A 19,433-nucleotide genomic window follows, 5' to 3' on the forward strand; every position below is an offset into this window, starting at 1 on the left:
GGAAGGCGGGCCGATGACTGAGATGGTAGCGACAGCCAGGACACGTCCGTCCCGCAACGTGATCTGGGCCGGCGCCGCGGCGCTGGTTCTGGTCATTGCCGTCGCGCTCGGTTGGCGCTCCAGCCTGGTGCCCGAGCCGGTAATGGAGATGCTGTCCTACGTCACGTCGTCATTCCTGCTCGACGGCGCGCTGACGGCGATCGAGATCGCGGCGCTCGCGATGCTCGGCGGCATCGTCCTCGGCCTGCTGCTGGCGCTGATGCGGCTGTCCACGCTGGCGCCGGTACGCGGCGCGGCGTGGTGCTACATCTGGTTCATCCGTGGCACGCCCATCATCCTCCAACTGGTGTTTCTCTACGACGCCCTGCCGGTCGTCGGCATCCGGCTCGACAGCTTCACCACCGCAGTGGTCGGCTTCATGCTCAACGAGGCCGCGTTCTGCGCCGAGATCATCCGCGGCGGCATCCTTTCGGTGGACCGCAAGCAGAACCTCGCCGCTGCCTCGTTCGGCATGGGGCCGTTCCTGACGCTCCGCCGCATCATCCTGCCGCAGGCCATGCGCGCGATCCTGCCGGGCATGGCCAACCAGACCATCTCCATGATCAAGGGCACCTCGATCGCCTCGGTGATCTTCGTCAATGAGCTAACCTTCCGCTCGCAGCAGATCGTCGGCCAGAATTTTAAGTTCTTCACGGTGTTCGCCGCGGCCGGAATCATCTACCTCATCATGACCAGCGCGGTGGCGGCGGCGCAGTATTTTCTCGAAAAGAATTATAGCGCCGATGCCGAGCGCAAGCCAAAGATTATTGTCGCCCCCCCGACCCGCGGCGCGGCGCCGGTGTCGCCGACGGCGTGGATGGACACCCTCAATGCCAGCCAGGCGGTGGGCGCGGCAGCCGATGCGCCGTTCGTGGTCTGCCGCAACGTGCAGAAATCCTACGGCAGTCGGGAGATCCTTGGCGGCCTCGATCTCACTGTGAAACGCGGCGAGGTGGTGGTGCTGATGGGGCCGAGCGGCTCCGGCAAGAGCACGCTGCTGCGCCTGGTCAACCATCTCGAAGCGCTCGACTGGGGCGAGATCACCGTCGACGGCAACTATGTCGGCTATGCCAAGGGCGTCGGCGATCGCCTGGTGCCGACCCGCAATCTCGCCAAGGCCCGCGCCGATGCGCGCATCGGCATGGTGTTTCAGCACTTCAACCTGTTCGATCACCTGACGGCGCTGGAGAACATCATCGAGGCGCCGATCCGCGTCTACGGCGAGGATCCCGACAAGATGCGCGCGCTGGGCATGAGCCTGCTCAACGCCGTAGGCCTGTCGACCCATGCCGATCACTTTCCGCACCGTCTGTCTGGCGGCCAGCAGCAGCGCGTGGCGATTGCGCGCGCGCTGGCGATCTCGCCGCGCCTGATGCTGTTCGATGAGCCGACCTCGGCGCTCGATCCCGAACTGGTTGGCGAGGTTCTTGCGGTGATACGCCGCCTCGCCGAAGCCGGCATGACCATGATCGTGGTGACCCACGAGGTCCGCTTCGCCCGCGACGTCGCGGACCGTGTGGTGTTCATGGACGAAGGCCGCGTCATCGAGCAGGGCCCGCCCGAAGAAATTCTAGATCACCCGAAAAACGAACGCACCCAGCGATTCCTCAGAATGGTCGAACAAACGGAAACGGAAACATGAAGGCTGCAGTCAAGGATTTCGTCCAGCTCGAAAGGCTGGCGCAACAGATGGATGCCCGCGGCCTCAACGCCATCGTGGCGCGGGCCGGCATCAACTTCACGTATCTCGCCGGCTTCGCCTATCCCGGCACGCTGGCGCGCCACCTCGACCTCGCAGATTCGCCGCGCGGCGTTTACCTCATCTGGCCGCGAATCGGTGAACCGCGCATCGTCGTCAATGCCATCGCCGAGGGATTGGCGCGCCGCGACTCCTTCGTCGAGCACTTCGATGTCTACGAAGGCTACACCGAGCCGCCGATCGAGAAGCTGGCGTCGGTCATCGCCGCGATGGGGCTTGCCGAGTCGAATGTCGGCTTCGAGACCAATTTCATCAGCGCTGCCGACTGGGAGACGCTGCACACGCGCCTGCCGAAGATGCAGATGACCAATTCCACCGAAATGATGGATGTGGTGCGCGCGGTGAAGACGCCCAGCGAGCTGGCCTATCTGAAGCGCGGCGCCGACATGCTGGACGATGCGTTTCTCGCCTGCTTCCCGCTGGTGCGGCCGGGCATGCGCGAGCGCGACCTGCATGCGGCGCTGGTGGGTTATTGCTTGTCGCACGGCTCGGAATTCACCCACGGCATTCTCAACTCCGAGCGCAACACCATCCAGTATGCCGGCGAGAGTGATTTTGCGTTTGCCGCGGGCGATGCAATCCGCACTGACTACGTGGCCTACATGCAGGGCTATGCCGGACACCAGTCGCGCTGCGCCGTGGTGGGCAAGCCCTCGGCCGAACAGACCCGCCAGTACACAGTGATCCGTGACATCTACCGCGCCGCCAACGACCGGTTGCTCCCGGGCAAGACCGCCGCCGAGATCTATCAATTCGTGGTGGAGAAGTTCGAGGCGGCCGGCATGGCCTACAAGTCAATGCTGGCGGGGCACAGCGTCGGCGCGTGGTGGCACCAGCAGGAGCCGGTGATCGCGCGCGGCAATCCGCGCGTGCTGGAGGAGGGCATGGTGATCGCCATGGAGCCCCATGTGAACCACTGGCACATCCAGGACATGTTCGTGATTCGCGCCGATGGTCCGGAGCTAATCTCCGACAAATTCCCTACCGACGAGATTTTCGCTTGCGGCCTTTAACGGGCCGACCGGCAACAAATATCCAACTTGGGGCGAACTCATCGAGAGCTCGCTTTACTTTCTCTATCTTAGCCCGAGAAGCAGGCGCGCTCGATCAAATACCAGCTCACGACTGCAAAGCTGCCGCTCGCCAAAGACCTCAACGACTTCGACTTCACCGGCACGCCAGTCAATGGAACGCTCATTCGAGATCTGGCCGGAGGGGCGTTCGTTGCGAAGCAGCGCAACGTTTTGGTCATCGACGGTACCGGGACCGGCAAGAGCCACCTTGCCATCGCGATCGCGCGGGCCTGCATCCGAAACGGCACGCGGAAGGTTCTTCAACGTTGTGGATCTCGTCAATCGGTTTGAAAGCGAATCCCGCCAGCGCCTCGCCGATTATCCGGCCCGTCTCGGCTTCATCGTTCTAGACGAGCTTGGTTGCCTGCCGTTTGCCAAGCCGGCGGTCAGCTGCTGTTCTAGCTTGTCAGTCGCCTCTACGAGCGCACCTCGATCATCATTACCTCCAACCTTGACCTACCATTGCGAAATCATAAACCGGCAGCGAAAGCTGGCGCTTCAAGGCCGCGCCTAATACCACCGATCAGATCACCCGCGCTCGCCTGGCTCCGCGTCTGTCGGCTTCGCTCAGCCGAGCGCTGGACAATCATGATCGCGGATACGCCAAGGCGAAGGATCCGTTTCTGCTGAGTCTGCATTTCACCGCGCCGCATTGGCCATGGGAGGGGCCAAATGGCGACGGTTCGGTTCTCCCTTATCTAAATATTGTCTGACCGCTGTGCAGATCATGAGTGATACACGAGGAGCTGATGACATGAGCGATCGTGATAAATGGATCAGCTATTCGCACTGGGGCATGCTTAAACTGGAACGAAAATCCTCGCTGCGATGAGGCCCAGGCGCTCGATACTATCGCAACGGTCGAACTGATCTAGCCAGACAATTCACACTTTGACTGCAGTTACCAGCAAACACGATATGCCGGAGGTCAATGCCTGTGCGCCAAAGAAGTGGTCTGCATTGATCAAGCCTTCGCTGCTGCTGGAGGCTTCCAGCCACACGGCAATGGGCGTTGCCGTCGGTCTCGCCTTCGCGTTTCTCTTAACTCACATCACTACGTTGGGCATCACAACCTTGATCAACTATAGCCCAGCTCCAGATGCCGTTATGCTGATGTTCGTGGGCACATGCGGGATAAGCGTCAGCATCGGAGCGACCCTGCCGGGTTTAGCAATCACGTTGACTGAAGATCCTGATACCACGCGGCGCGAATAGCCCCTTTGCGCAGAAACGGCCGCTCACCAAGGCCTCTATCTTTTCGGTCAGACAATAAAGGACAGTGCGGCCAGCGCACCACGTAACAACAGGGATAATTAGTCGGATAAATTGCAATGCGTTCTGTCTTGGCATTATGCCTTTTGATCGCTCTCTGTGCTTCGGCGAACGCCGCAGCAGGAGGGCATCGTGCCAAATCGCGACATGTCATCGTTCGTCGCAGCCAGGCTGTGATCCCAAGCTACATCACTCCGGGTCGGGTGCGGATCTATCGCGACGACTCCGTTCCTGGTGGTCTGCGCACCGACCACGACGACCCTCCTGCCTATGACGATCCATCCAAGTTTGGCGGCGGCTGATCTGCGGCGACCGCGCCGAAGTTCTCGCGCAACATGGCGCAAAGCTGACATCGGTTCGTTTGTTATAAGCAATCATACAATGGAGTCCCGGACTGCCACAACCAACGTCAGCAGTTTCATGAGCCATGGCAGCTTGGGCAAACGCCTGTTGAGTCCCGCGTCAGAGTCGCGAGCTCTGCCGGTAGAACGGCTCGTGTTTCGCGGGATCGACATAGCCGGTGTAGAAGTTCTTCACATGCGGCAGCAGCGCCTTGGAGAGATTGCGCCTTTCGACCTCATCATCGCTCAGCGCGTGCTGCAGCTCGTCATGCAGTGTCTTGAGCGCGTTCTCGCGATCGACCCGCGTGAAGCGGCCATTGTCGTAGATCACTTCGCCGTTGCACATGACGGTGCGCACGCCGTCGGTCTTGGCGCGCTGAATCACCGCGTCGAGCATCGGCATCTCCTCATCGAGATACGGATAGGAAATCTGCTTCCAGTCGATCAGGGAGAGATCGGCGGCTTTGCCTTCCGCGATCGTCCCGATCTGTTCGCCAAATCCAGTGGTCCTTGCGCCGCCGATGCTCGCCATCCGGAACACCTGCGCCATGGTGGGAACCTCGTCGCCGATGCCGGGCACACGATGGGCGCGCAGCACCAGCCGCATCTCCTGAAGCATGTCGCGGTCGTCGTTAATGCCGGCTTCGTCGAGACCGATCGCGGTGTTGATCCCTTCGGCCTCGAAGTGGTTGAGCGCCGCGATGCCGGAGCGAAGCCGGAAATTGGAGGAGCAGTTGTGACACACACAAGCGCCGGCCTCCGCTATGCGCGCGATGTCCCTTTCGCTGAGCCAGACGCCGTGGCCCAGCGTCATGTGCGGGCCGAGCATATCGAAGCGGTCGATGTATTCGACTGCGGTGCAGCCACCGCGCGACCAGGCATATTCCTTCTGCATCGAGGTCTCGAGCAGGTGCATGTGCATCGGCACCTGGTATTTCTTTGAGGTCTGCGACAGCACGGTCAGCGCCTTGTCGGAGCACCAGTGCAGGTTCGCGGGCGCAAGCTGGATCTTCACCCGCGGCTTGTTGTTGTGGCGGGCGTACATTGATTCGAACATGCCGATCGCGTCGTCGAGACCGAGCTTGAAACGCTCGAACCAGCGCTTCATCGGTCCCTGCAGCTCCTTCGGCAGGCTCGCGACAAACGCATCGTCGGCCTGATAAACCAGTCGGTTCTGATCGCGCACCGCGTAGCAGTAGGACACCCGCATGCCGATATCCTCGTAGGCGCGGACGACCTGTTCGGCCTTGGCTTCCACCTCACTGAGCGTGCCCGGCATCCAGCCGTGGATGTGCTGCACCGTGGTGATGCCGGACGCGATCATCTCGAACGCCGAATAGAGCGTGTCGAGATAGATGTTGAGATTGCGCGTCACCATGCGGGTGATGAACCACAATTCCAGCGGCATGTCGGGCGAGCCCAGCTGCACCGGGGTCAGTCCGACGTGATGGTGACCGTTGACGAAGCCCGGCAGCATGATCTCGTCGCCGCTGCCAATCACGGCCGTGTTCGGATAGCGCTTGCGCAGGTCCGCGTAGGTGCCGACGGCGGCGATGACGCCGTCCTCCTGCAGCACGGCGCCGTCGTCGATCTGTTGCCAAGTCTGGCGATCCAGCGCCTGCGCGATGATGGCACGGCTGCGAATGAGGGAGGTGGACATGGCGGTGCTCCGGATTTGACGCGGGCGACGTGCGGGATGGGGCTTGGTCAGGTCGTCTTGGTCAGGTCGTCTTGGTCAGGCGGTGGCGGCAAGCGCTTCCTGCTCAGCGAAGGCGCGATCGACCTCGTCACGCATCAGCTCGGTCAGTTGCCGGCGCAGCCGTTCGGCTTCGGAGGAAAACGGATCCCGCGGGCGCGGAATATCGACCGGCACGATCGTCTTGATGCGACCTGGACGTGACGTGAACACTACGACCCGATCTGCGAGCGCCACTGCCTCATCGATGTGATGGGTGACGAACAGAACCGACGCGCCGCTGTCGCGCCAGACGTCGAGCAGGAAATCCTGCATCTTGGCCCGCGTCTGCACGTCGAGCGCCGCAAACGGCTCATCCATCAAGAGCACCTTGGGCCGCATCGCCAGCGCGCGAGCGACGGCCACGCGCTGGCGCATGCCGCCGGACAGTTCGTCGGGCCGCTTATCGATCGCCTCGGTCAGGCCGACGCGGGCGAGCACCTCGCGCGCCGCGGTCCTGCGGGCCCCAGCGCTGTCGCCGCGGATAGAGAGGCCGAAGCTCGCATTCTGCCCCACGGTGAGCCATGGAAACAGCGAGGTCTCCTGGAAAATCAGGCTGCGCTCGGGCGACGGACCGGCGACGCGATCCCCGAACGACCAGACCTCGCCGCCGGATTCCCGTTCCAGGCCGGCGATCAGATAGAGCAGAGTGCTCTTGCCGCAGCCGGAGGGACCCAGCAGGACGATGAACTCGCCGGGCGTCACGTCGAGGTCCACGTCGCGCAATGCGACATGCGCCCGCTTGGTGCCTTCCGCCCACACCTTGCTGACGTTGCGGCAGACCACGGCGTCCTGGGATGAGATCGGCTTGAACGGCTTAGAGACCACGCAGCACCCCCGTCGTCTCGGGCACCCAATACAGGATCTTTCGTTGCAGCAGCCGCATCAGCGAGTCGGAACAGAAACCGAGCAGACCGATGAGCGCGATGGTGAAGAACACCAGCGAGGGATTGAAGGTGTTGCGCGCCAGCATGATCACCTGCCCGAGGCCATATCCGACGCCCGTGGATTCGGCGACCAGCACCACCATCCAGGCACCGAACATATTGAGACGCAGGACCATCAGCAGGCCCGGCAGGATCGCCGGCACGATGACCCGGCTGTAGATCTGCCATTTTGACGCGCCCATGGTGCGCGCGACATTGATCAGGTTGCGATTGACGCCGTCGATCTGGCTGACGGTGGCCAGCACCATGTGGAAGAACAGCGCGACCACGACCATGAAGATGGCCGGCGCGTTGCCGATGCCGAACACGAAGATCGCGACCGGAAGCCAAGCGATCGGCGACACCGGCGACAGCAGCGTGATGGTCGGCAGGGCGAGCTTCTCCACCACGAGAAAATACCGCACCGCCACGCCGATGCTGATCGACAGGGCCGACGCAATCAGCAATCCCGCGAACACCCGCGCCGCCGACGCCAGCACGGTGATCACGAGCGCCATGCCGGCGGATGGACCGGTGTTGAGGCCGACTCCGATCTGCCAGCGTTGCGCCGTATTGAAGAACTTGGCCTGCTCGGGGAAGTTGCCGAGAAAGATATGAGGCGGCGGCAGCAGTTTCGGGTCCGTGACCCCGCACAGCCAGAGCAGTTCCCAGATCCCGGCGAACAGGCCGACCGACATCAGCGCCCAGCCGATGCGCGGGGCGGCGCGGATGACCGCCTCCGGCAGCACGAATCGGCGAGGCCGCTGCGACGCATTGGCGCCGGCTATGCCAGCTACTCCTTCCGGTGGGTGAGCGACGTCGGTCACCGGTCCGCTCATCCCGACTTGCATTTGAGACTAGCGTAGAGTTCCTTGTTCTCGGCGATGACCTGTTCGAGCAGGGTCCAGTCGATCGCGTCACGGCCGGGCTTATTCTTGATGTAACCCATCTCCACCAGCGAGTCGGTGCGGTCGAGGATGAACTGGGTCTGGCTGCGTGCGTCGACCACCGCCGGCTGTTTGCCCATCGCGATTCTGGCGTTCTCCATCGAGGTCTTGTAATAGGCGCCGACCAATTGGGTGAGAGTTTCCTCCGGTTTCGTTTCGGCCATCGCCTGCGCCTTCATCATGCCTTTGATGAGGGCCTTGAGTCCGGCGGGATTCTGCTTGATCAGGTCGGAGCGGCACGCCAGCACGCAGTCGGTATAGCCCTTGCCATAGATGTCGGTGCCGTCGGTGAGCTTGTGCGAGCCCTTGACGTCGTTTAGTCCGAACTTCCCCTTGAGTAGCGACGTAAGCATTTGAGCTGGCGTGTAATTCCAGCGGGCGTGACGGCGCGTCTGCCTACATTATGGGGCGATAGGAATGCCGAGCCGATTGAAGACGTCTTGTTGTAGTGGGGTTGGACTTGTGAGCATAGCGGCCGGGGCGTCCTGACCGATGCGAACGATGTTGCGTGTGAGCGTGGCGAGATCCTGCAACAGCGTTCGAAAGCTGTGCACGGGCCGGCCATCGTGGGTGTGCTTGCGATTAGCCTTGGTTCTGGCCGCGGCCGAGACTCTGGCCTTGGCGACGGGCGAGACGCGCGCGGCGTCGGCGGCCTCGCGGTCGTGATCGTCGAACAGGATCGGGGCCAGCGCGCGGCGCATGTGCCAGACGATGTAATAAGCGAGCATGCAGAGGAAGACGTGGGCGCGCACGCGGCCAGCGAGGCGATGGTGGATCGGGCGCACCTCCAGTTCGACGGTCTTGATGGTGCGGAAGGCGCGTTCGACCTGGGCCAGGCTCTTGTAGGCACGCACCGTGGCGGCGGTGTCGAGGTTCTCGGCCGGCACGTTGGTCCGTAGCACATAGAAGCCGTCGAGCGACGCTTCGTTGGCGATGGCATCCTCGATCCGACTGAAGTCGAACGAAGTGTCGGTGATGGCGAGGTGGAAGTGCTTGGCCATCTTACGCTTGCCCAGCACGGCGCCGACCTTCAGACCGATCTCATCCTCGCCGCGCAAGGGGTTGCGCTGACGCTGCACGGCGGCCTTGACGCGGGCGAGATCCTTCTCGGTCGCCGCCAGCAACTCGCCGCGCTTGCGCCGACGCTCGTCGGCCAGATCCGGGTTGCGGCACACGATCAGGCGCTCGCCGGGGAAGTCGGGGGACGTGATCTCGGCCATATCGCGATCGTCGAACAGCGACAATTGCAGCGGGCCGCCGTCCTCGGCGAGCTTGCGGATCGCCGGCGCCCGCAGAGCGGTGATCCAATCGAGCCCGGCCGGCATCAGATCGGCTTCGATACGGGCGCTGGTGATCATGCCGCGATCGCCGACCAGTACCACACGCGACAGCTTGAAGCGGGCCTTCAGTTTGTCGACTTGCGCGGCCAGCGTGCTCGGGTCGGCGGTGTTACCTTCGAACACCTCCACCGCCACCGGGCAGCCGTCGGCGGCGCACAGCAAGCCGAACACGATCTGCAGCTTGTCGGAACGACCGTCGCGGCTGTAACCATGCCGCGCCAATTCGCAATGTCGCCCCTCCAGATAGCTGGAGGTGAGATCGTAGAGCACCAGCGAGCCGTCATGCAGATGGCGCTTGGCGAGCGTCGCCTCGATCCCCGGTTGGGCCGTGCCGAGCAGGTCGAGCGCTTCGTAAAGCTCGTCCTCGTCGACGGCGCTGAGATCGAGCAGTTCGCCCAGCGAATGCGCCGCCGTCGCCTCGCTGAGCTGGCGCGCCGTGGCCAGCTTGGCGGCCGGTTCGATCACCCGTGCCACGATCAAGGCCAAAGCCAGCCTGGCCAACCGTCTGGGCTTGTCCGGGACAAGGCGATGCAGTCCGAGCTGGCGCGCCATGCCGAGCACCGCGGCCACGTGGCCGTGCGGCAGCGAGCGCTCGATCCGCAGTTGCTCGGCCGGCGAGACCAGCTCCTCGCCTTTCAGGACGCGGCGCAGCGCATCGATCTTCTCATCCGGCCAATGCGACAGGTTGGCCAGCGTGCGCGACTTGATCTTGTCGCCCTCGCGATAGCTCTCGCGCAACAGGATCGCGGGCGGTGAGTTGCGGTTGGGAATGCGGGCGACGAACATGCCGGAATCGAATCACGGAAACCTGCCATTCGCAAGCCAAAAATCATCATTTACATGCCTACAAAATCAGCCCGATCCAAACTTCTCAAATCCTCTCAACGCTCTAACAAAAATCCCGAGGGGAAGTTCGGTTTAGCAGCGCGGTGCCATAGGGCTCGATGGTGCAGATCCAGTCGAGCGCGCCCGCCTTGAATGCCTCGACCGCCTCCGGGGTGGTTCCCATATAACGGACTTTGATGTCCTTGAAACTGACGCCGTGCTTCTTGAGGAAGTCGTAAGGCATGACCTCTAGCGTATCGAGCTGGAAGGTGCCGAGCGTCTTGCCCTTCAGCTTCTCTGGGCTGTCCAGTCCGGGTTGCGAAACGATCACGCAGCCCTCGATGCCGCCTCCAGCGACGATCTTGACCGGAGCGCCGGCATCGAACAGCGCCATGAAGCTCGTGTATGGCATCAGGCCGACATCGACCTGACCGATGCCGAGGAACGTGACCTGTTCGGCAAATGTCGGCGTGTTGATGAATTGTATCTCGACGCCGTCATCCTTCGCAGTCTGCAAGGCGTGAGACAGGAAGATATTGAGATTGCAGAAGCCGGTGCCATGGGTGGACTTCAGGTATTCGCCGCCGCGTGAGCCGCGCCCATCAAGCCGCCACCGACGGCCATCGTCAGCGTGGTCGCCGCCGCAGCTTTGAGCACCTTGCGGCGGCTGAAGTCCATCGTTCGGAAGTTCGGTGGGTGCATGCAGCCGGTTCGATCGCACATGGATTACTCCCTCCGTTGTGACGGTTGTTGCATCGGAAATGGGGCGAAGCCGCAGTGGAACTCTGCGCGCGCGAGACTTCCAATCGTGTGGAGATGCTTGTGCGCAATGCGCCCAAGCCGCCTCTGATATGAAGTTTTGTGGTGGCTCGGCGCGCGCACGCCAAGCCGGTAGCGGGATGCGATCATCGCATGAACTTTACAGTGCGTGGCACGCCAACCTGGAGCGATCGCCGGAACGATGCTGCGCTGCCATTGAGCGAAGCACGATGTGTGCCAGCCGGATAAGCTGTTGATTCCCGCAAGCCTTGGGCTATGGCCGGTCGCGAGCCGACCTGTCGTTGCTGAAGATTTGTTCGCACGCAGCAATTCGTTGACGATTTTCTAGGCAGACAATCGACCCGTCGACAATGGTTGTTCCACCCGAAGGCCGCGTCCACATCGTCGCGAGCACGATCCAGCGTAGCGGCGGTTCGCCGCGCTTCGATTGCGTCGCCGCACCACAACGCGCGTGGTGCAGACGAGAACTGGTTTTCACTCCCGGATCCAAGGGGCGCTTGAAAGCGCTCTACTCGATCGCGAACGCCGTGGCGTGCAGCCTTGATCGACATGATCGAGAAAGGCAATGTGACCGGCGCTGTCGCCGCCACGAACCATCACTTAAGCGCGATCGAGGGGCGCTTGATCAAGGCCCCGCCAGAAAAGCTTGCCATCGACTGCCGCTCATTGTTCGCTGCAGCAGAATAGGAGCGGCCGATGCCGTCACAGACCGCTGCCGGCGCTGATCTGGCAGCAGTCGATGGTGGTCTGTGGTCTCGCTGGCGCAGCTGTTCAGCGTGCTGGCCGGCATCATGGCGCTAGGCTGGCTTGGCCGCTTCGCGTAGACGACCTGGGGACAGACGATATCCTGACGACGCTGGTGCTGGTCATCGTCATGGACTGGCTGATCGGGCTGACGAAACGTATGAGCGTATAAAATCCCGAACCTCACGACCTTCCAAGACCCGGAGACTGGCCATGACCTATGACCGCGACTTGATCGGCTACGGCGCGAACCCGCCCGATCCCAAATGGCCGGGCGGCGCGCGCGTGGCGATCAATTTCGTGATGAATTACGAGGAGGGCTCGGAGCCTTCCGTGCAGGACGGCGAAGGCTATACCGAGATCGGCCTGACCGAGTCGTCCGGCTTGCCGGCAGGCGTCAAAGGGCGCGATCTCGCCGGCGAAGGCATGTTCGCCTATGGCAGCCGCGTCGGTTTCTGGAGGCTGATACGACTTTTCCAGCAGCGCGGCCTGCCGCTGACTGTGTTCGGCTGCGCGCTCGCGATCGAACGCAATCCCGAGGCAGCGGCGTCGATCAGAGCCTCGGGCTTCGACGTCTGCAGCCATGGCTGGCGCTGGATCAAGCATTATGAATTGAGCGAGGAGGACGAGCGCGAGCACATCGCCAAGGCGATCGCCTCGCTCAAGGCGACGGTCGGGGAGCGACCGCTCGGCTGGTATTGCCGCTATGGGCCGAGCGTGAACACGCGCCGGCTGGTGGTAGAGGAGGGCGGCTTTCTCTATGATTCCGACGCGTACGACGACGAATTGCCCTATTGGAAGGTCGTCGACGGCAAGCCGCATCTGGTCGTTCCCTATTCGCTCGTCAACAATGATGGCAAGTTCGGCTCCGGCTTCTTTGGCACGTCGGCCGATTATTTCGCGTGGCATAAGGACGCCTTCGACATGCTTTACGCGGAAGGCGCAACGCAGCCGAAGATGATGTCGGTCGGCTTGCATATGCGCCTGATCGGCCATCCGGCGCGCGCGGCCGGCCTCGCGCGCTTCCTCGACTATGTCCAGGGCCATCAAGGGGTATGGGTGACGCGGCGGCTAGACATTGCCCGGCACTGGGCAGCAACGCATCCTTTCGCCGGCAGACTCGCCTGAAGGAAAAGTCTTGGCCATACATGAACTGATCGTTGAACTCGGAGACAGGCTCTATCGCGTCGAGCGTCCCTTCGGCTCCTGGCCGCTGAACACGGGCTTTGTTACCGACGTCGCCGTCGATCCGCGCGGGCATGTCTTCGTGATGCTGCGGCACGATCCGTTGGTGCATCCCAACGACCCGCGCGTGATCGAGCTGGCGCCCGACGGCGCCTATCTCAGGGGTTGGGGCGGCGATCTGATCGCCGATTCCCACATGCTGACGGCCGACGCCACGGGGCGCATCCTCGCGGTCGACCGCGACATGCATGAGGTGATCATATGCTCGCCAGCGGGCGAACGGCTCGGCGGATTAGGCCAACGCGGTGTACCGCTTGCGCCCTTCAACCATCCGACTGACGCGCATGTCTCGGCTTGGGGCGAGATCTATATCTCGGACGGCTACGCTGCGAGCCGGGTCCATCGCTTCGATGCCGCCGGCGCTCTGATCGCAAGCTGGGGCAGCCACGGGTCGGGCGATGGTCAGTTCGGCTGGCCGCATGCGATCTGGACCTTTGCGGACGGCCGTGTCGTCGTGGTCGACCGCAGCTCGAACCGCGTGCAGGTCTTCGATCGCGAGGGCAAGCACCTCGAAACCTGGGGTGGGTTCTACCAGCCCGTCGCAATCTGGGGCGATGATGAGGGCTGCGCCTACGTCAGCGACATGGTGCCGAGCCTGCAGAAGGTCGGCCCCAAAGGCGAGCGGCTCGGCCGCTGTCGGCCGATTCTCAATGGCGCGCACGGCATCTCCGGGACGCCCGACGGCGATATCCTTCTCGCCGAAAGCAATCCGAGTCGGATCACGCGGCTGCGGCTGCAGCCAGCTAAAGCCAACCCGCTGCGGCAGCAGTATCGTTAAGGCGTTTTCCTCCGCTAAAGAGTTCAGTCCCAATTCGCGGCAGGCAATAGTTATGGCGTACCTCCAGTTAGAGATCTGCTTCAATTCAAACGCAATGAACTTCTTAGCTCGTACACAGCGAAAGCGGTGGTCGTTGCTGCTTTGGGCAAATTGGCGAGCACGTTGCGTGGATAAGCAGAAAACAATTGGCAGATGCGGATGTCGCCGTTGCTAAGGATTCTATATCAGAACTTGCAGCGACCCGCACGCTATCGTAGTCCTCCACTATGATCTTGCTTATCGTCCGCAGACTGTGGCTGGCCGCCTTGGTGTGTCTCACCGTTCTGGTCGTCAGCTTCATCTTGACTCGCCTTTCCGGCGACTTGGCCGCGTCTATCGCAGGTCCGAACGCCAGTGCAGCCGACATCGCGATCATTACCCGGAATTATGGCCTCGACCGGCCCTTAGTGGTGCAGTTTCTCGATTGGGCCGGCCACGCTGCCGAGGGCGATCTCGGCCGATCCTTCCTCTACCACGTCCCGGTATGGGGACTGATCCGCGACCGATTGCCAGTCACTCTGACGCTTGGCCTGACCGGCCTTTCTATCGCGCTGTTGGTCGCCCTGCCGCTCGGCATTCTGGCGGCGGTGCGAGAGGGCTCGGCGATGGACCGAGGCATCATGTTGGTGGCCCTGCTGGGGCAGGCGATGCCGGGCTTCTGGTTCGGACTGGTCATGATCGTCCTGCTGGGACTGGAGTTGCAATGGCTGCCTATTTCCGGCGTCGAGACATGGCAGGGCTACATCATGCCGGGGATCGTGTTGGCATTTTCGGCGATCCCGGCGCTGATGCGCCTGACCCGCTCAGGAATGATCGACGCATTGGCAGCGGATTATATTCGCACCGCGCGCGCGAAGGGGTTAAGCCGGCCCAAGATCATCCTCAAGCACGCCTTGCGCAATGCGGCGATGCCGGTGGTCTCGATCGCGGCCGTGCAGCTTGGCTTCATGTTGGGAGGGTCCGTGGTGATTGAGTCGGTGTTCGCGCTGCCGGGCGTCGGCTATCTGGCCTGGGAATCCATCACCAAAAATGATTTCCCGGTGGTGCAGGCCGTCGTGCTGTTCCTGGCGGTCATCTACATCGTGCTGACCTTGCTGGCGGACATGATGAATGCGCTGCTCGACCCAAGACTGCGCGGATGAGTGTTTTGATCGCACAAGCCCGGCCGGGCCGCCGACGGTTACCTGCCTTTCGTCACCTCGCCACGCTCCTGGGCGCGGTGATCGTGGGCACTGCGGTGCTGGTCGCGATTTTCGCACCATATCTGACGCCGCATGATCCGTTCGCCCAAAACCTCAACCTGCGCCTCATCCCCCCGGTGTGGATGGACGGAAGCCTACCGGAGCATCTATTGGGCACGGATCAGATCGGGCGCGATTACCTGTCGCGCCTGATCTATGGCGCGCGCATTTCCATGCTGATCGGCGTACTGACCGTCATCACATCCGGCCTGATCGGCATCACGCTGGGAATCATCGGTGGGTTTTATGGCGGGCGGACCGACGACGTCGTGATGTTCCTGATCACCTGCCGCCTGTCGATCCCGCTGATCCTGGTGGCGTTGACGGTGGTGGCGCTGGTTGGCAGTTCGCTTGCGGTGGTGATTCTGACGCTCGGGCTGTTGCTGTGGGACCGGTTCGCCGTGGTGGCACGTACCACCGCAACGCAGGTGCGCAACCTCGATTACATCGCCGCCGCCCAGGCTGCCGGTGCATCGCGCCTGCATATTCTGTTGCGCGAGGTGCTTCCCAATATCGCCAATCATCTGGTGGTGGTGGCAACGCTGGAAATGGCGTTGGCGATCCTGCTTGAGGCGGCCCTGTCATTTCTCGGTCTCGGCGTGCCGCCGCCCTTGCCGAGCTGGGGGCTGATGATCGCCGAAGCCAAGGAATACATGTTCTTCAGCCCGTGGGTGATCATGACCCCCGGGGTCACGCTGTTCGTGCTCGTGCTCGGCATCAACCTGCTGGGCGACGGACTGCGCGACTTGCTCGGGGCGGATATGCGGCAATGACACCCGTCGTACCGGACCCGGTTCTCAGCGTCGTCAATCTGCGCGTCTCCTTCGGGCAGACCGAAGCCGTGCGGGGCGTGACGCTGGTGGTGGCGCGCGGCGAAACGCATTGCCTTGTCGGCGAGTCCGGCTGCGGCAAATCCGTTACCGCGCTATCGGTGATGAACGTGCTGCCGCGCGGGATCGCCCGCTCGGCCGATCACCTCCGCTTTCAGGGGCAGGATCTGTTGGGCATGTCCGAGCGGCAGACTGCACGGCTGCGCGGCGACAAGATGGCGATGATCTTCCAGGAACCGATGACGAGCCTGAACCCGGCCTATACGATCGGATCGCAGATGTCCGAGGTGTTCGAACGCCATCGTGGGGCGACACGGCGGCAGGCCATGGACAGGGCGGCCGAGTTGCTGGCGCGCGTAGGCATTACCGCTCCGGGGATGCGCCTCGGGCAATATCCCCACCAGCTCTCCGGCGGCCTGCGCCAGCGGGTGATGATCGCCATGGCGCTGATGTGCGATCCGGAGTTGCTGATCGCCGACGAACCGACAACGGCTCTCGATGTGACGGTACAGGCGCAGATCCTGCGGCTGCTGCAGAAGCTGCAGCAGGAGTTGGGGCTGGCATTGCTGCTGATTACGCACGATCTCGGCGTGGTGGCGCGGATGGCGCAGCGAGTCTCGGTGATGTATGCGGGCGAGGTGGTCGAAACCGGTACGGTGGCCGAGGTGTTCGCCGCGCCCACGCACCCCTACACACGCGGGCTATTGGACTGCATTCCCGTGCCCGGCATGACGCGGACGGGCGAGCCGCTGGGCAACATCCCAGGCGTGGTACCTCGCATAGCGGCGGGCTTCGTGGGTTGCGGATTTCGTGACCGCTGTACGTTGGCTGCGCCGGAGTGCGCCGAGAGCGTGCCGCTGCGCGACGCCGGCGGTGATCATTGCTATCGCTGCCGGCTGCCGCCGGATTGGAAGCGGGCTGCTGCGGCATGACTCATGCGATCGAAGTTCGGAACGTGTACCGCGAATTCCAGCAGCGCAGCGGCATGGCCGCTGCCCGTCGTCCGGTGCGCGCGGTCGATGGGGTGACGTTCTCGCTCCCAGCGGGCGATGTGCTGGGGGTGGTGGGCGAGTCAGGCTGCGGCAAGTCAACGCTTGCCCGGCTCATCATGGGTCTGTTGCCGCCAACTTCGGGCGAGATTCTGGTGGATGGACGCAGCCTGATCGGCATGGATCGGCGCGAACGTGCCCGACTGATCCAGCCCGTGTTCCAGGACCCGTACTCCTCGCTCAACCCGCGCCAGCGCATTCGCGACATCGTTGGCCTGCCGCTGGCCTCCCAGGGCAATCTGCCGAAGGCGCAGCAGGTCGATCGCGTCATGGAGATGCTGGCGCGCGTTGGGATTTCCAGCGAGATGGCCGAGCGCATGCCGGGCCAGCTCTCCGGCGGCCAGCGGCAGCGTGTGGCCATCGCGCGTGCCCTCGTGCTGCATCCGCGCATCGTGGTGTGCGACGAGCCCACCAGCGCGCTGGATGTCTCCGTGCAGGCGCAGATTCTCAATCTGCTGGCGGAATTGCGGCGGGAGCTCGGACTGACCTATCTCTTCATCAGCCACAACCTGGCGGTGGTGGAGTACATCGCCACCGAAGTGGCGGTGATGTACCTCGGCCGGATCGTCGAGCAGGCGCCGGCGCAGGAGCTGTTCGGCACCCCCACGCATCCCTACACACAGGCGCTGCTGGCCTCCGTGCTGACACCGGATCCGGCTCTCGGCATTCCCGATGTCGGCCTGGGCGATGCCTACCCGGATCCCACCAATATCCCGCCGGGCTGCCGTTTCCACCCGCGTTGCCCGAGCGCATTGGCGAAATGCGCCGCTACCATGCCGGACAACATCCGCAAGGATGGCCGTCTGGTCGAATGTCTGCTGGCAATCCCGTCATAGGGCAGGCGCCCGTCGCTATTTCCAGGTCGACAGATAGAAACGCGGCACGTCGTCCGGGAAGCCCTGGAAATTCAGCTGCTTTGAAAATGCGACGTAGCGGACGTCGCTGAACAGCGGCACGAAATCAACCCGCTCCGTGGCCAGATGGATCGCCTCACTATAGGCCTTGCGGCGCAGCTCCGGATCGATACTGGCCCCAGCCTGCTTCAACAGGTCTTGCACCTCGGCATCGCGCGCGTAGTCGTTCAATCCACCGCCGAGCCAATAGGGCATGAACGCCGAGGCATCGTTGACGGAATTGCTGCCCCAACTCCCCGAATATAACGGCGCCTTGCCTGCTTCCGCCAACTGGATGGCAGCGCCAATCTGCAGCTGCTGGATGCGCAGGTTGATGCCGACGGCCTTGAGATAGTTCTGCATGGTCGCGGCGATCGCCGGTGCGGAATATGTGACGAGCTCTGTATCGAAGCCATTGGGATAACCGGCCTCGGTCAGAAGCTGCTTGGCCTTGGCCGGATCGAATGGATATTTCACGGCCGCAGATACGTCACAGCCGAACTGGGTGGGGAAACACGGCGCGTCGATGACCTGCGAATCGCCCTGGATCAGCTGCTTGGCCATCGTGGCGCGGTCGATTGCGGAGATGATCGCCTGCCGCACCTTCAGTTTGGTCAGCGGATTGTCGGCGCCTGAACGGCCAGCGGCGTCGACGGTCATGAAATGGACCCGCATGGTGCCGAACCGCAGCGCCTCCAAATTTGGCATCCGGGCGATATTTGCGAATTGATCGGCGTTGTAGCCCCAGATCCAATCTGCTTTTCCGCCGAGTAGCTCGGTCAACTCGGTTGTGGCGTCGGGCACCTCGTGGATCTTGATATAGCGGATGGCAGGGCGGCCCTTGGGGCTACCCGCGTAGTAGCCGTCATACCGTTCCATGTCGATCTGGGTGGTGCCGTCGACCTTGGTGATCTTGTAAGGGCCAGTGCCAATCGGGGCACGGGCGTAGGCGTCGACACCGATTTTTTCGCGATAGGCCTTTGGCCAGATCGGCGTCACCATCGACAGGTATTCCATCACGGCCGGCGACACTCCGGTCAGTTTGAGGCGTACGTGGAAGTCGTCGATCTTCTCGGCGCCAGCGTACGACGTGTAATAGGCCGGGATTGCCACTCGCTTGTCCTGGATGACGGTGTTGATCGTGTACACCACGTCATCGGCGGAAAACGGGTCGCCGTTCTGGAACGTCACGCCCTCGCGCAGGGTGAAGTCGATCGTGGTGGCATCGACCTGCTTCCAGGACGTGGCCAAAGCCGGCTTGATTTCCATGGTTGCGGGATCGCGATACAGCAGGCAGTCGAAAGCCTGGAACGCCACCACCATGCCGGTGCGCTGCGAATTGTGGTAGGGGTCGACATCAGGAATCGCATCGCGCCATGTGATGCGCAGCGTGTCAGCCGATTTTTGCGCCAGCGCCGGGGCCGCCATTGCCAGTGTCATGCAGGCGGCCAGCGGCAGGCCGCGGAGCCAGGTATCGGATCGCATTTATTGTCCTCTCAACTCCGAAAAAAGCAGACGACGCAGAAACATACGGCGTCGCGGAACAGAAGCAACCCGCATGCCACCATCCTGGCTGC

19 protein-coding genes and 1 pseudogene are annotated in these 19,433 nt (G+C 62.8%); 12 read left to right on the top strand and 8 right to left on the bottom strand.

The genetic code is table 11. The features are described from left to right. The first annotated feature begins 13 nt into the window (after positions 1 to 13). From IVB18_RS51830 to IVB18_RS12990, 5 genes and pseudogenes are all read left to right on the top strand, one after another. A complete protein-coding gene (locus IVB18_RS51830; protein ID WP_276581216.1) occupies positions 14 to 1,681 on the top strand; it encodes an amino acid ABC transporter permease/ATP-binding protein in 1,668 nt (555 codons plus the stop codon). Beyond that, complete coding sequence (locus tag IVB18_RS12975) at positions 1,678 to 2,811, top strand: Xaa-Pro peptidase family protein (RefSeq protein WP_247989507.1); 1,134 nt, start codon at positions 1,678 to 1,680, stop codon at positions 2,809 to 2,811. Before IVB18_RS51830 ends, IVB18_RS12975 begins: the two co-directional genes overlap by 4 nt. 75 nt (positions 2,812 to 2,886) lie before the next feature. Further along, positions 2,887 to 3,374: pseudogene (locus IVB18_RS12980) on the top strand (ATP-binding protein); the annotation flags it as partial. A gap of 415 nt (positions 3,375 to 3,789) precedes the next feature. Beyond that, positions 3,790 to 4,086, top strand: coding sequence for a hypothetical protein (locus tag IVB18_RS12985; RefSeq protein ID WP_247989508.1), 297 nt, complete (start codon positions 3,790 to 3,792; stop codon positions 4,084 to 4,086). A gap of 116 nt (positions 4,087 to 4,202) precedes the next feature. Beyond that, complete coding sequence (locus tag IVB18_RS12990; RefSeq protein WP_247989509.1) at positions 4,203 to 4,445, top strand: hypothetical protein; 243 nt, start codon at positions 4,203 to 4,205, stop codon at positions 4,443 to 4,445. A 160-nt stretch (positions 4,446 to 4,605) separates the two neighbouring features. Here the strand turns inward: IVB18_RS12990 and IVB18_RS12995 are convergent, their stop codons facing one another. The 7 genes from IVB18_RS12995 to IVB18_RS13025 form a co-directional block, all read right to left on the bottom strand. Next, positions 4,606 to 6,144: an amidohydrolase family protein gene (locus IVB18_RS12995; protein WP_247989510.1), complete on the bottom strand. Its 1,539-nt coding sequence runs from the start codon at positions 6,142 to 6,144 to the stop codon at positions 4,606 to 4,608. 75 nt (positions 6,145 to 6,219) lie between these two features. After that, positions 6,220 to 7,047, bottom strand: coding sequence for an ABC transporter ATP-binding protein (locus tag IVB18_RS13000; protein WP_247989511.1), 828 nt, complete (start codon positions 7,045 to 7,047; stop codon positions 6,220 to 6,222). Then, complete coding sequence (locus IVB18_RS13005) at positions 7,037 to 7,972, bottom strand: ABC transporter permease (RefSeq protein ID WP_247989512.1); 936 nt, start codon at positions 7,970 to 7,972, stop codon at positions 7,037 to 7,039. Before IVB18_RS13005 ends, IVB18_RS13000 begins: the two co-directional genes overlap by 11 nt. Before the next feature lie 8 nt (positions 7,973 to 7,980). Beyond that, positions 7,981 to 8,445 (bottom strand): hypothetical protein, encoded by a 465-nt coding sequence (locus tag IVB18_RS13010; RefSeq protein WP_247989513.1) that lies wholly within the window; start codon positions 8,443 to 8,445, stop codon positions 7,981 to 7,983. A gap of 48 nt (positions 8,446 to 8,493) precedes the next feature. Beyond that, positions 8,494 to 10,218, bottom strand: a complete 1,725-nt coding sequence (locus tag IVB18_RS13015) for an IS1634 family transposase (RefSeq protein WP_247983724.1) — start codon at positions 10,216 to 10,218, stop codon at positions 8,494 to 8,496. Positions 10,219 to 10,321: 103 nt separating this feature from the next. Then, on the bottom strand, positions 10,322 to 10,774 hold the full coding sequence (locus IVB18_RS13020; RefSeq protein WP_247989514.1) for an ABC transporter substrate-binding protein: 453 nt from the start codon (positions 10,772 to 10,774) through the stop codon (positions 10,322 to 10,324). A 53-nt stretch (positions 10,775 to 10,827) separates the two neighbouring features. After that, positions 10,828 to 10,980: a twin-arginine translocation signal domain-containing protein gene (locus IVB18_RS13025; RefSeq protein ID WP_346732626.1), complete on the bottom strand. Its 153-nt coding sequence runs from the start codon at positions 10,978 to 10,980 to the stop codon at positions 10,828 to 10,830. A 597-nt stretch (positions 10,981 to 11,577) separates the two neighbouring features. On the opposite strand from IVB18_RS13025, the gene IVB18_RS13030 reads away from it, so the two are divergent. The 7 genes from IVB18_RS13030 (at position 11,578) to IVB18_RS13060 (ending at position 17,799) form a co-directional block, all read left to right on the top strand. Further along, on the top strand, positions 11,578 to 11,724 hold the full coding sequence (locus IVB18_RS13030; protein ID WP_247984245.1) for a hypothetical protein: 147 nt from the start codon (positions 11,578 to 11,580) through the stop codon (positions 11,722 to 11,724). Between the two features lie 270 nt (positions 11,725 to 11,994). Continuing rightward, the gene (locus IVB18_RS13035; protein WP_247984244.1) at positions 11,995 to 12,909 is read left to right on the top strand and encodes a polysaccharide deacetylase family protein; all 915 of its coding nucleotides are present in this window, start codon (positions 11,995 to 11,997) and stop codon (positions 12,907 to 12,909) included. 10 nt (positions 12,910 to 12,919) lie between these two features. Continuing rightward, positions 12,920 to 13,804, top strand: a complete 885-nt coding sequence (locus IVB18_RS13040) for a hypothetical protein (protein WP_247984243.1) — start codon at positions 12,920 to 12,922, stop codon at positions 13,802 to 13,804. A gap of 266 nt (positions 13,805 to 14,070) precedes the next feature. Beyond that, positions 14,071 to 14,985, top strand: a complete 915-nt coding sequence (locus tag IVB18_RS13045) for an ABC transporter permease (RefSeq protein ID WP_085403748.1) — start codon at positions 14,071 to 14,073, stop codon at positions 14,983 to 14,985. Continuing rightward, on the top strand, positions 14,982 to 15,857 hold the full coding sequence (locus IVB18_RS13050; RefSeq protein ID WP_247989515.1) for an ABC transporter permease: 876 nt from the start codon (positions 14,982 to 14,984) through the stop codon (positions 15,855 to 15,857). The genes IVB18_RS13045 and IVB18_RS13050 overlap by 4 nt, the downstream gene beginning before the upstream one ends. After that, positions 15,854 to 16,846 (top strand): ABC transporter ATP-binding protein, encoded by a 993-nt coding sequence (locus IVB18_RS13055; protein WP_247989516.1) that lies wholly within the window; start codon positions 15,854 to 15,856, stop codon positions 16,844 to 16,846. Before IVB18_RS13050 ends, IVB18_RS13055 begins: the two co-directional genes overlap by 4 nt. Further along, the gene (locus IVB18_RS13060; RefSeq protein ID WP_247989517.1) at positions 16,843 to 17,799 is read left to right on the top strand and encodes an oligopeptide/dipeptide ABC transporter ATP-binding protein; all 957 of its coding nucleotides are present in this window, start codon (positions 16,843 to 16,845) and stop codon (positions 17,797 to 17,799) included. Before IVB18_RS13055 ends, IVB18_RS13060 begins: the two co-directional genes overlap by 4 nt. A gap of 15 nt (positions 17,800 to 17,814) precedes the next feature. On the opposite strand, the gene IVB18_RS13065 is transcribed toward IVB18_RS13060, so the two are convergent. After that, the gene (locus tag IVB18_RS13065) at positions 17,815 to 19,341 is read right to left on the bottom strand and encodes an ABC transporter substrate-binding protein (RefSeq protein ID WP_247989518.1); all 1,527 of its coding nucleotides are present in this window, start codon (positions 19,339 to 19,341) and stop codon (positions 17,815 to 17,817) included. Positions 19,342 to 19,433: the final 92 nt, after the last annotated feature.

Origin of the sequence: Bradyrhizobium sp. 186, assembly GCF_023101685.1 — a bacterium.
In the GTDB taxonomy this organism is placed as follows: Bacteria; Pseudomonadota; Alphaproteobacteria; order Rhizobiales; family Xanthobacteraceae; genus Bradyrhizobium.